This is a genomic window from Cupriavidus sp. 207A1, assembly GCF_057798955.1.
Map to the genome: position 1 here is coordinate 459,204 of NZ_JBYOJO010000001.1, position 11,446 is coordinate 470,649.

Annotated in this window: 10 protein-coding genes; 8 read left to right on the forward strand and 2 right to left on the reverse strand. The window is 70.0% G+C overall.

Annotation, left to right across the window (positions count from 1 at the left end; genetic code table 11):
• Window positions 1-23: 23 nt before the first annotated feature.
• Window positions 24-839: an SDR family NAD(P)-dependent oxidoreductase gene (locus tag AC3FMM_RS02090; RefSeq protein WP_488686058.1), complete on the reverse strand. Its 816-nt coding sequence runs from the start codon at window positions 837-839 to the stop codon at window positions 24-26.
• 420 nt (window positions 840-1,259) lie between these two features.
• Between AC3FMM_RS02090 and AC3FMM_RS02095 the strand changes: the two genes are divergently transcribed.
• Window positions 1,260-2,444, forward strand: coding sequence for a helix-turn-helix transcriptional regulator (locus AC3FMM_RS02095; protein WP_025583301.1), 1,185 nt, complete (start codon window positions 1,260-1,262; stop codon window positions 2,442-2,444).
• A 9-nt stretch (window positions 2,445-2,453) separates the two neighbouring features.
• Here AC3FMM_RS02095 and AC3FMM_RS02100 read toward each other — a convergent pair whose 3' ends face one another.
• Window positions 2,454-2,798, reverse strand: coding sequence for a VOC family protein (locus AC3FMM_RS02100; RefSeq protein ID WP_115712482.1), 345 nt, complete (start codon window positions 2,796-2,798; stop codon window positions 2,454-2,456).
• Window positions 2,799-3,005: 207 nt separating this feature from the next.
• On the opposite strand from AC3FMM_RS02100, the gene AC3FMM_RS02105 reads away from it, so the two are divergent.
• The 7 genes from AC3FMM_RS02105 to AC3FMM_RS02135 all read left to right on the forward strand — a co-directional run bounded on the left by AC3FMM_RS02105 (window position 3,006) and on the right by AC3FMM_RS02135 (window position 11,445).
• A complete protein-coding gene (locus AC3FMM_RS02105) occupies window positions 3,006-4,157 on the forward strand; it encodes an LLM class flavin-dependent oxidoreductase (RefSeq protein ID WP_488686059.1) in 1,152 nt (383 codons plus the stop codon).
• A 199-nt stretch (window positions 4,158-4,356) separates the two neighbouring features.
• Window positions 4,357-5,550: a flavin-dependent monooxygenase gene (locus tag AC3FMM_RS02110; RefSeq protein WP_414249019.1), complete on the forward strand. Its 1,194-nt coding sequence runs from the start codon at window positions 4,357-4,359 to the stop codon at window positions 5,548-5,550.
• A 24-nt stretch (window positions 5,551-5,574) separates the two neighbouring features.
• Window positions 5,575-7,329, forward strand: a complete 1,755-nt coding sequence (locus AC3FMM_RS02115; RefSeq protein ID WP_488686060.1) for an FAD-dependent oxidoreductase — start codon at window positions 5,575-5,577, stop codon at window positions 7,327-7,329.
• Complete coding sequence (locus AC3FMM_RS02120; RefSeq protein WP_115712486.1) at window positions 7,326-7,874, forward strand: flavin reductase family protein; 549 nt, start codon at window positions 7,326-7,328, stop codon at window positions 7,872-7,874. The genes AC3FMM_RS02115 and AC3FMM_RS02120 overlap by 4 nt, the downstream gene beginning before the upstream one ends.
• Before the next feature lie 18 nt (window positions 7,875-7,892).
• Window positions 7,893-9,605: an FAD-binding protein gene (locus tag AC3FMM_RS02125; protein ID WP_326348109.1), complete on the forward strand. Its 1,713-nt coding sequence runs from the start codon at window positions 7,893-7,895 to the stop codon at window positions 9,603-9,605.
• Window positions 9,589-10,353 (forward strand): SDR family oxidoreductase, encoded by a 765-nt coding sequence (locus AC3FMM_RS02130; protein WP_488686061.1) that lies wholly within the window; start codon window positions 9,589-9,591, stop codon window positions 10,351-10,353. The genes AC3FMM_RS02125 and AC3FMM_RS02130 overlap by 17 nt, the downstream gene beginning before the upstream one ends.
• Window positions 10,354-10,389: 36 nt before the next feature.
• Complete coding sequence (locus AC3FMM_RS02135; protein WP_488686062.1) at window positions 10,390-11,445, forward strand: 2Fe-2S iron-sulfur cluster-binding protein; 1,056 nt, start codon at window positions 10,390-10,392, stop codon at window positions 11,443-11,445.
• The last annotated feature ends 1 nt before the right edge of the window (window position 11,446 follow it).

The window sequence follows — 11,446 nt, forward strand, 5'->3', positions numbered from 1 at the left end:
TGTCTCCTGGACGGCTGTGGAAATCAGGCCTGCATCGCAAACGACGGCGCGCTGCCGGCGGCAATGCCCTGCGCGCGCGCCAGCGCCGCGTGCGCGGCCTGTTCGTGCGGCAGGATCCAGAACTGGCCGGCCGATACGCCGTCGAGGATCACGCGCGCGGCCTGGTCCGGCGTCAGGCCGGCGGCGATGCCGGTGCGCAGCGCGCCGTTCATCTGGTGCACCTCCTGCGGCGCGGCGCCGTCCAGGTCCGCTGCGATGCCGGTGGCAACCGGGCCCGGGCAGACCACCGACACCTTGATCGGCAGGCCTGCCGCCTGCAGCTCCAGCGCCAGCCCTTCGCTCAGCGCCACCACGCCCTGCTTGGACAGCGTGTAGGGCGCCAGCCATGGCCCGACGGCAAGTCCCGCCATCGACGCCACGTTGACGATATGGCCCGAACCCTGCGCCGCCATGCGCGGCACGAAGCAGCGCAGCGCATGCAGCACGCTCCACAGGTTGACGCGCATCACCTTGTCGAACACTTCGGGGGGCAGTTCCCAGCAGCGGCCGGTGGCGAGTATGCCGGCGTTGTTGAACAGCAGGTCGACACGGCCCAGTTGCCGGAAGCTCTCGTCGCACAGGTGCGCGATCTGCCGCGCGTCGGCTACGTCGGTGGGCACGGCGACGACGGTTGCGCCGTCGCGTGCCAGCGCCGCGCGTGCCGCTTCGAGCGCCTGGGCATCGATATCGGCCAGCGCCAGCGCATAGCCTTGCGCGGCCAGCGCCTTTGCCAGCCCCAGCCCGATGCCGCCGGCCGCGCCGGTGATGACTGCGGCCTGCTGCCGCGGATTTGCCGCCATGGTGGAAGTCTCCTGAAAACCGCGGCGTCGATCGCCGCGCATGGCTCCTTGTAGCCGCGGCGCCGCGCGCGGGCATCGTCTGTTTGGGTGGGATGCCGCTGCGCTACCGGTTGCATAGGGGTTTGCCCTTGGCGAGCGGGCATGGGTCTGTCCTTAGTCTGTTTGGAGTATGTGTTTGCGCCGCCGCCGCGTGACGATGGGCCTGTCCCGCGGGACTAGTCCGGCCAGCGTGTGCGGCCAGCAATGTGCGGCCAGCGTGTGCGGCCGGGCTGCCTAGGGCAAACCATGAAGGCGGGGGGCAAGCCGCGGCCCCTTTGCCGTCCCTATAATCGGGGCACAAAAAAAGGGCCACAGAGCCCGCACAAGCCAGCGGCCCGGCTCGTCCGGAGCGCTGCGCACGCCACAATGGAGACAGAGGAAATGCTGATGGAGGTTAGCCAGAGCCAGGCGGCCGCACACCTGTTCGCGCAGGCGACGGTGTCGCTGTCGGAGTTCAGCGCACTGCTGGGCAATATCTACCAGGGCCCGATGGAGCAGGTGCCATGGGGCAAGGCGCTGGAGCAGATCCGGCGCCAGCTCAATGCCAATTACGCCACGCTGATCCTGCGCTCGCCGGCCACGGACCGTCCCGGGCTGATGATCAACGCCTCCGAGCATGGCTCGACGCTGCCGGGCGAGACCTCCTACAACAACTACTACTACGCGCTGGATCCCTTCATCGGGCTGCCGTCGGACCGCGTGGTGACGATCGACGAGCACCTGGGGCACGGCGTGTGGTGCAAGAGCGAGCTGTACCTGCAGTTCCTCAAGGACGTCGGCATCCGCTATATCCTCGGCGCCGACCTGCGCACCGACGACGGCGTGGAATGCCGCTTCCGCGTGTGCCGCGACCATGACGGTCCCGATTTTTCCGCCGCGGACAAGGCGCTGTGCACCTCGCTGCTGCCGCACCTGAAGCGCGCGGTGGACCTGCATTCGCGCCTGGACGTGGTCGAGTCCGAACGTACCGTCTACGCCAGCGCCATCGACCGCATGCTGGTCGGCATGGTGATCCTGGACGAGTCGGGCACCATCATCAAGACCAATGCCGCCGCCGACGAGATCCTCGGCGCCAAGGATGGCATCCGCGTCGCCAAGGGCGGGCTGGATGTCGAGTACGGCCAGGAGAACCGCAAGTTCCAGCGCCTGCTGCGCCAGGCCATGATGGGCCACCTTGGCACCGCGCCGGCGCTGATGGAAGCGATGTCGATCACGCGCCCTTCCGGCAGCGCCAGGCTGGGCGTGCTGATCCGCACCATTCCGCTGAGCGAGTGGTCCGAGGACAACCGCAAGCGCCCCGCCTGTGTGGTCTTTATCCGCGACCCCGAGCGCCGCTCGCAGGCCTCGCACGACGTGGTGCGCCAGCTGTTCGACTTCACCCCCGCCGAGACGCAGCTGGCGCTGCAGCTGGCCAACGGCCTGACGCTCGATGAAGCCGCGGACGAACTCGGCATCAGCAAGAACACGGCGCGCGCGCACCTGCGGGCCATCTTCTCCAAGACCGGCGTGACCCGCCAGGCCACGCTGGTGCGCATGCTGCTGAGCAGCGTGATTTCGCTGGGCTAAAGCAAGACGTCAGGGCTTTGCGCTGAGCACCAGCGCAAAGCCCTCGGGGGCGCGCAATACCGCGCGCGTCTCGTGCGGCCCCTGCGTCGCGGGCTGCGCCACCGTGGCGCCAGCTGCCACCAGCCGCGTGATCGCGGCGGCAATATCGTCCCCCTCATCCACCTTGAAGGCCAGCGCCGGCTGGTCCACCAGCCGTTCCTCGCCGGCCACCAGCGCCAGCGTCAGCGCGCCCGCATCGAGCGCGCAATAGCGGTCGCCATCGCGGAACTTCACCGGCAGTCCCAGTGCTTCGGTGAAGAACGGCAACGCGGCGTCGATGTCCGCAACGGGGTAAAGCAGCAGCCTGGCTTGCATGGTGTCGGTTCCTTTCGATAGGCGCGGGCGGTATGCCCGGTGCCCATGATAGGGACGCGCCCGGCGCGGCTCATAATCCAATCAGACGATGTTGCGACGTCTTGCGCCGACCACACTGCGATCACGCAGGCCGCTTCCGGCCCAAGGCGCAGCGCCTCGCAGTGCCCCGGATGCGGTCTTGTACCGACAAAGCGAGAGGGGACTGCAATGCGTTTTTCGTTGATCTATGAAGCCCAGACCGTCGATGCCTCGCGCGCCGGCGACCACAAGGTGTTCGATGAAATCATGGAACAGGTGGTGCTGGCCGAGGACATGGGCTTCGACGTGGTCTGGGCGGTCGAACACACCGCGCTGACCAACTACGCGCACATGAGCGCGCCGGAGACGTTCCTGGCCTTCGTCGCCGGACGCACGCAGCGCATCGGCATCGGCCACGGCGTGGTGTGCCTGCCGCCGGCGATGAATCATCCGGTGAAGGTGGCCGAGCGCATCGCCACGCTCGACATCCTGTCGGGCGGCCGCGTGCACTTCGGCGTGGGCAAGGGCGGCACCCAGCAGGAGGCCGGCACCTTCGGCTACGACCTCAATACCCTGCACCCGATGATCGACGAGTCGATGTACCTGATCCCGAAGATCCTGACGCAGGACGAGATCGAGCACGACGGCGAGTTCATCAAGATCCCGCGCCGCCCGATCCACCCGAAGCCGCGCCAGGGCCCGCACCCGCTGATGTACCTGGCCTGCACCAACGCCGACACGCTGCAGCGCGCCGGCGCGCGCGGCATGGGCGCGCTGGTGCTGGGCTTCGGTGGCCCCGAGGATGTCGCCAAGAAAAACGAGATCTACCGCGCCGCGTGGGAAACGCGCAAGCCGGAGGACCAGGTGGGCTTCCGCCCGCACCAGCACCTGGCGGCGCTGTGCCCGACCATCGTGCTGGAAGACGGCCTGGCCGCGCGCAAGATCGGCATCAAGGGGCAGCGCTATTTCATGGAGTCGCTGTCGTACTGGTATGCCGGCGGCGAGCGTCCCGATCCGTCGGCGTGGGACGACGAGCATGTCACGGCCACCGATGCGCAGGGCAAGGCGGTGATCAACACGAAGTTCGCGTCGGAGAAGGTATCGGTGGACTTCAGCGATCCGTCGATGATGATGCTGAACCCCAACCACGCCTACGGCACGGTGGAAGACTGCATCGGCTACGTGCAGCGGCTGATCGATGCGGGCGCCGATGAGATCCTGTTTATCTGCCAGATGGGCACGGTGCCGCAGTGGGCGCAGCTGGAGACCATCCGCAATATCGGCGAACACGTGATTCCGCATTTCCGCAAGCAGGGGAGGAAGCTGCGGGCGCTGGCTTGATTCGTGGAAGCGTTTGGCTTGCTGGCGGTTTGCTCCCCTCTCCCGCTTGCGGGAGAGGGGCGGGGGTGAGGGCCGGCGCATCCACGAAATCGCACGCGCGCGTTCGCGATAACAGCTAGTCCCAACAGACGATGGCACGCCGCCGCGCCGGTGCAAACATCGATGCCAGCCACAAAACCAGGCCAACAAGGAGACCGCGGTGCATCACGACAACCATCCCAAGGAACTGGCCGCGCGCCTGATCGCGCGTGCCGAGCAGATGATCCCGGCGCTGGCCCAGCGCGCCGCGCAGGCCGAGGCCGACGGGCGCATCCCCGCCGAGACCATTGCCGAGATGCAGGCCGCGGGCTTCTTCAAGGTGCTGCAGCCGCGCCGCCACGGCGGCTATGAGCTGGACCCGCAAACCTTCTTCCGCATCCAGATGGCGCTGGCCCGCGGCTGCATGTCCACCGCCTGGGTCTACGGCGTGGTCGGCGTGCACAACTGGCAGCTGGCGCTGTTCGACGAACGCGCGCAACAGGAAGTGTGGGGCAACGATCCCGCCACGCTGATCGCCTCGACCTACATGCCGGTCGGCAAGGTCACGCCGGTGGAGGGCGGCTACCGCTTCTCCGGCCACTGGAAGTTCTCCAGCGGCAGCGAACTGTGCGACTGGATCTTCCTGGGTGGCCTGGTGCCCCCCGCCGAGCCGGGCGGCGCCTATGACTACCGCACCTTCCTGCTGCCGCGCTCGGACTACAAGATCGTGCGCAACTGGGACGTGCTGGGCCTGCGCGCCACCGGCAGCCACGACATCGTGGTCGACGACGTGTTCGTGCCCGACTACCGCACTCACCGCGCCGTAGACGGCGCCATGGGCACCAGCCCGGGGCTGGCCGTCAATGACGTGCCGCTGTACCGGCTGCCGTTCGCGCAGATCTTCGTGCGCGCGGTTTGCACCGCCTGCATCGGCGCGCTGGAAGGCACGCTGGACGACTTCGTCGCCTATGCCGACGGCCGCGTCAGCAGCAACGGCGGCGGCAAGACCGCGGAAGACGGCGGCGCGCAGATGGCGTGCGCCAGCGCGCAGGTCGCCATCGACGAGATGCGGACCATCCTGGAGCGCAACTTCGACGAGCTGCTGGCCGTGGCGCGCGACGGCGGCCAGGTCGACACGCCGCGACGCCTGCATTTCCGCTTCCAGTCCGCGCAGGTGGCGCAGCGCTGCGCGGAGCTGGCCAACGGCCTGCTGCGCTATGCCGGCGGCAACGGCATCTACCGCAGCAACCCGATGGTGCGCCGCTTCCTCGACCTGCATGCGGCGCGCGCCCACTACGCCAACAACCTGGACCGATTCGGACAGAACCTGGGCGGCGTGATGATGGGCCGCGCCAACACGGACTTTTTCATCTGAGCCGCACCGGCACGAGGACCCAACATGAGCCAGAGCAGAGCGCGCATGCAGCCCGGCGAGTTTGACGTGGTGGTGGTCGGCTCCGGCGCCGGCGGCTTGCTGGCCGCCTGCCGCGCCGCCGACCGCGGCCTGTCGGTGGTGGTGCTGGAGAAGAGCAGCCAGTACGGCGGCACCTCGGCGGTGTCCGGCGGCGGCATCTGGATTCCGCTGAACCACCATATCGCGCCGGCGGGCGGGCAGGACGACTACGCCAGCGCGCTGGAATACGTGCTCGCCTGCACCGGCGAGCACGGCGACCCGCAGCGCATCCGCGCCTATCTCGAACAGGCGCCGCGCATGCTGCAATACCTGGAGCAGCAGGCCGGCGTGCACTACTACACGCTGCCGCGCTACGCCGACTACTTCCAGAAACTGCCGGGGGCGATGCCGGGCTACCGTGCGCTCGACCCGATGCCGTTCGACGGCGCGCAGCTGCGCGAGGAGTTCGACCGGCTGCGGCCGCCCTCGCCGGGCACGCTGGTAGGCGGCCGCGTCGCCGTGACCTCCGGCGAGGCGCACGCGCTGCTGTGCCGCTCGCCCGGCTGGTTCGGGCTGGCGCTGCGCCAGTTCGCGCGCTACTGGCTCGACCTGGGCTGGCGCCGCAAGACCCGGCGCGACCGCCGCCTCACGCTGGGCAACAGCCTGGTCGGCGGCCTGCGGCGCGCGCTGATGGATCGCGCGGTTCCGCTGTGGCTCGATACCGCGCTGCAGGACCTGATCGTCGAGGACGGCACCGTGCGCGGCGTGCGCGCCGTGCAGGACGGACGCGTGGCGGAGATCCGCGCGCTGCGCGGCGTGATCCTCGCCGCCGGCGGCTTCGAGCGCAACCAGGCCATGCGCGAACAATACCTGCCGCAACCGACCCGCGCCGCCTGGAGCGCGACGCCGCCCAACAATACCGGCGACGCCATCCGCGCAGCGCAGGCGGCCGGCGCCGACGTGGCCCTGATGTCCCACGTCTGGGGCGCGCCCACGGTGCAGGTGCAGGGCGAAGAGAAACAGCGCGCGCTGTTCATCGAGCGCGCCATGCCGGGCTGCCTGGTGGTGAACGGGCAGGGCCGGCGCTTCGTCAACGAGGCCACGCCGTACTCCGAGTTCGTGCCCGCAATGTACCGCGACCACGAGCAGACCGGATGCAGCGTGCCGGCCTGGATGGTGTTCGATGCCACCTTCCGCCACAAGTACCCGTGCGGGCCGATCCTGCCCGGCTCGGTAATGCCGGACCGCAGCATCCCGGCCAGCCTGTCGGGCATCCTGGTGCGCGCCGACACGCTGGCGCAGCTGGCGCAGAAGATCGGCGTGGATGCCGATGGCCTGGCCGCCAGCGTCGCGCGCATGAACGACTACGCCGCCACCGGCGTGGACGCGGAGTTCGGCAAGGGCGACAACCTGTTCGACACCTACTACAGCGACCCCGCGGTACGGCCCAACCCCTGCCTGGCGCCGATCGGCAAGGCGCCGTTCTACGCGGTGCGGCTCGATGCCGGCGATATCGGCACCAAGGGCGGGCTGGTCACCGACGCCAGCGCGCGCGTGCTGCGCGCTGACGGCAGCGCCATCGCCGGCCTGTTTGCCATCGGCAATACCAGCGCGTCGATGATGGGCACCAGCTATCCCGGCGCCGGCTCCACGCTGGGCCCGGCAATGACCTTCGGCATGATCGCCGCGGACGTGATCTCGCAGCATGCGCGGCAACCCGCCGCCACGCAGCCCGCTCAACCAGTACAGGAGGCTCTATGAGCGCCAGACCCCAATCCAGTGCGGATGCCAGCGCCGAAGCCGGCGGCGCGCTGCGCGATGACATGCTCAAGGCGATGCGCCGCATGGCGCGCTCCGTCGCCGTGATCAGCTGCCGCCACGGCGAGCGCCGCTATTCGATGTCGGTGACCGCGGTCGATTCGCTGTCCGCCGATCCGCCCTCGCTGCTGATCTGCATCAACCGCAATTCGTCGATCTACCCGCCGCTCGATGCCGGTGCGGACTTCTGCATCAACCTGCTCGCCGCCGACCATCGCGATATCGCGGTCGATTGCAGCGGCCGGCTCAAGGGCGAAGCGCGCTTCACCAGCGGCGAGTGGGAAGACGACCTGCTGGGCGTGCCGTCCCTGCGCGATGCCCAGGCCAATTTGTTCTGCCAGCAGGATGGCCGCTTCGACTACGGCACCCATGCGGTCTTTATCGGCCGGCTGCGCGAGGTCCGGCTGGCCGGAGAGGTCTCGCCGCTGGTCTACGTCGACGGCGCCTATACCACCTCGGCGCCGCTGGGCGCGCTGTGTTCGGCATAACGCGGAGCAAGCGCCAGCATGGCTTACGACGCCGTCACCCCCGTCCACGCCCCGTTGCGGCTCGATGACCCCGACGCGCATCCCTGGCAGGCCGCCTGCGATGCCGTGGTGGTCGGCTTCGGCGCCGCCGGCGCCTGCGCCGCGCTGGAAGCCGCGCAGGGCGGCGCGCGCGTGATCGTGGCGGAGCGCTTCGAAGGCGGCGGCGCCAGCGCCAGGAGCGGCGGTGTGGTCTATGCCGGCGGCGGCACGCCTTACCAGCGCGCCGCGGGCTATGACGATACCCCGCAGGCCATGGCCGGCTACCTGCGCCAGGAAACCGAAGGGGTGGTCAGCGACGCCATGCTGCAGGACTTCTGCGAGCACAGCCGCGCGATGCTCGGGTGGCTGGAGGCGCTGGGGGTGCGCTTTGCCGCCACCGTGCCGCCGCGCAAGACCTCGTATCCGGCGCAGCCCTATTACCTGTACTACTCCGGCAATGAAGCGGTGCCCGCCTACGCGCGGCATGCCGCGCCCGCCCCGCGCGGCCACCGCGTCAAGGGTCCCGGCATGTCCGGCCGCACGCTGTATGGCGTGCTGCGCCGTGCGGTGGAAGACCACCGGCAGATCACGGTCATGCGCCATAGCGCGGCGCGGCGGCTGATCCTGGACCGCGACGGCGCGGTGGTCGGCGTCGAACTTTGGCAGCTGCCGCCGGGCCGTCTCCAGAAGCGCCATGCGCGCCTGGCACGGCTGGCCGAGCGCCTGCACAACGCCATGCCGGCACTGGCCGACCGTCTGCGCGCGCTGGTGCTGCAGCTGGAGCTGCGCCATGCACAGCCGGTCGCAATACGGACCAGCGCGGTGGTGCTGGCCACCGGCGGCTTTATCTTCAACCGCGCCATGGTGGCGCGCCACGCCGGCAAGTACCAGCAGGCCTGGCGGCTGGGGGCGACCGGCTGCGATGGCAGCGGCATCCGCCTCGGCGAGTCGGCGGGCGGCGCCACGCGGCACCTGGAGCGCGTGTCGGCGTGGCGCTTCATCAACCCGCCGTTCGCGTGGGCGCGCGGCTGCGTGGTCGACGCGCAGGGCACACGCATCGGCAACGAGGAAACCTATGGCGCCACGCTTGGCCATGCCATCTGCGAGCGGCACGGCGGGCGTGCCTGGCTGGTGCTGAACCGCGCGCTGGCGCGCGAGGCCCTGCGCGAATGCCTGGGCGGCCGGCTGTGGGCGTTCCAGGCCTTGCCCGCGGCGCTGCTGATGCTGGCCGGTGCGCGCCGCGCCGCCAGCATCGAGGCGCTCGCCGGCAAGCTGGGCATGCCAGGCGCCGCGCTGCGGGCGACCCTCGACGCGTATAACGCCGCGGCGCGTGGCGAAACGCCCGATCCGGCCGGCAAGTCGGCGGCCATGTGCGCGTCGCTCGAGACCGGGCCGTGGCTGGCCATCGACATCTCGGCCGATAGCCGGGTCTTTCCGTGTCCGGCGATCACGCTGGGCGGGCTGGCGGTGGAGGAATCCAGCGGCCGGGTGCTGGCCGCCGCGGGCGGCGCGCCCATACCCGGCCTCTATGCGGTGGGCCGCACCGCCGTCGGCATCGCCTCCAATCATTACGTGAGCGGCCTGTCGCTTGCCGACTGCATCTGGTCGGGACGCAACGCGGGCCGCCATCTCGCACAACAGCCTGCCGGCCACCCCATCGGCGGCCAGCAGGCCCATACCAACCAGGAGACTACCCATGAGCCAACGTACTGAAGGAAAGATCGCCATCGTCACCGGGGCCGCCAGCGGCGTCGGCAAGGAAGACGCCTTGCTGCTGGCGCGCGAAGGCGCGCGCGTGGTGCTGACTGACGTCAACGAGGAAGCGGGCCACGCGCTGGCGCGCGAGATCGGCGAGACCGCGCTGTTCGTGCCGCACGACATCGCCAGCGAAGCCGGCTGGCGACAGGTGATGGCGCGCACCGAGCAGCGCTTCGGCGCGCCCAGCGTGCTGGTCAACAACGCCGCCATCCTGATGCTGGGGACGGTCGAGGAAGCCACGCTGGAGCAGTGGCAGCGCGTGATGCGCATCAACGCCGACGGCTACTTCCTGGGCTGCAAGTACGGCGTGGCCGCGATGAAGGCGGGCGGCGGCAGCATTGTCAATATGTCGTCGGTGGCGGCGCTGGGCGGCATGGGCGCGTTCTGCGCCTACAGCGCCAGCAAGGGCGCGGTCGCGGCGCTGACGCGCGCCGTGGCGGGCCATTGCAAGCAGAGCGGCTACCGCATCCGCTGCAACTCGATCCATCCGGACGGCATCCTGACGCCGATGACCGCGGCCTTCCTGCCCGGCGGCGCCACCGCGTTGCCCGAGGAGGTCGGCGGCGCCGAGCCGATGCAGCGCATGTGCCATCCGCGCGACGTAGCCAACCTGGTGCTGTTTCTGGCCTCGGACGAATCGCGCTTCATCAATGGCGCGGAACTGCGCATCGACAACGCCCAGACCATCATGGGCGTGGCCTGAGCACGCGCCGGGAAGCAACGACGAAACAAGGACATCATGGCGCCAGTGCAATTCCATCGGCTGCAGATTGCCGAAGTGGTCGCGGAGACGGACCAGGCGCATTCACTGGTATTCGCGTTGCCGGACGGGCTGCGCGAGACCTTTGCCTACCGCCCGGGCCAGTTCCTGACGCTGCGCGTGCCCGTCGACGGCGTGCCGCTGCAGCGCTGCTATTCGCTGTCCAGCTCGCCGGGCGTGGACGGCGCGCTGCGCGTGACCGTCAAGCGCGTGCAGAGCGGGCGCGTGTCCAACTGGATCTGCGACCATCTCGGCGCCGGCGACACGGTCGAGGCGATGCCGCCGGCCGGCGTGTTCACGCCGCCCGCGCTGCAGGGCGACTTCCTGCTGCTGGCCGGCGGCAGCGGCATCACGCCGGTGCTGTCAATCGCCAAGGCGGCGCTGCGGCACGGGCGCGGCGCGGTCACGCTGGTGTATGCCAACCGCGACGAGCGCTCCATCATCTTCCGCGAGGCGCTGGCGGAACTGGCGCGCAGCCATCCCGGCCGCCTGCGCGTGATCCACTGGCTCGACAGCGTGCAGGGCCCGCCCACTCAGCGCCAGATCGAGGAGCTGGTGCGGCCGTGGAGCGTGGCGCAGTGTTTTGTGTGCGGGCCCGGGCCCTTCATGGACGGCGCCCAGGCCGCGCTGCAGGCGCTGGGCGTGCCGCGTGGTCAGCTGCACGTGGAGCGTTTCGTATCGCTGCCCGATGCGCCGGCGGCAGCGCCCCCGGCCACCGTGGCTGCGCCCGATGCCGGCCGCGCCGCGCCCGCGATGCGCGGCGCCGCCCTCACCGTGCAGCTGGATGGCGCCACCCATCAGGTCAGCGTGAGCCCCGACGAAACCGTGCTCGACGCGCTGCAGCGCGCCGGCGTGGCCGCGCCCAGTTCCTGCCGCGCCGGCCTGTGCGGCGCCTGCATGTGCCAGGTGACGCAGGGCGACGTGACGCTCGGCGAAAACCACGTGCTCGACCGCGCCGACCTGGACGCGGGCTGGACCCTGGCCTGCCAGGCGCGCCCGGCCAGCAGCGAGATCCACCTGAAGTTCCCGGATTGAC

What these genes read in the sequence shown, in the direction of transcription:
- AC3FMM_RS02090 (WP_488686058.1), bottom strand. Translation starts at nt 839, where the DNA reads ATGGCGGCAAATCCGCGGCAGCAGGCCGCAGTCATCACCGGCGCGGCC.
- AC3FMM_RS02095 (WP_025583301.1), top strand. Translation starts at nt 1,260, where the DNA reads ATGCTGATGGAGGTTAGCCAGAGCCAGGCGGCCGCACACCTGTTCGCG.
- AC3FMM_RS02100 (WP_115712482.1), bottom strand. Translation starts at nt 2,798, where the DNA reads ATGCAAGCCAGGCTGCTGCTTTACCCCGTTGCGGACATCGACGCCGCG.
- AC3FMM_RS02105 (WP_488686059.1), top strand. Translation starts at nt 3,006, where the DNA reads ATGCGTTTTTCGTTGATCTATGAAGCCCAGACCGTCGATGCCTCGCGC.
- AC3FMM_RS02115 (WP_488686060.1), top strand. Translation starts at nt 5,575, where the DNA reads ATGAGCCAGAGCAGAGCGCGCATGCAGCCCGGCGAGTTTGACGTGGTG.
- AC3FMM_RS02120 (WP_115712486.1), top strand. Translation starts at nt 7,326, where the DNA reads ATGAGCGCCAGACCCCAATCCAGTGCGGATGCCAGCGCCGAAGCCGGC.
- AC3FMM_RS02125 (WP_326348109.1), top strand. Translation starts at nt 7,893, where the DNA reads ATGGCTTACGACGCCGTCACCCCCGTCCACGCCCCGTTGCGGCTCGAT.
- AC3FMM_RS02130 (WP_488686061.1), top strand. Translation starts at nt 9,589, where the DNA reads ATGAGCCAACGTACTGAAGGAAAGATCGCCATCGTCACCGGGGCCGCC.
- AC3FMM_RS02135 (WP_488686062.1), top strand. Translation starts at nt 10,390, where the DNA reads ATGGCGCCAGTGCAATTCCATCGGCTGCAGATTGCCGAAGTGGTCGCG.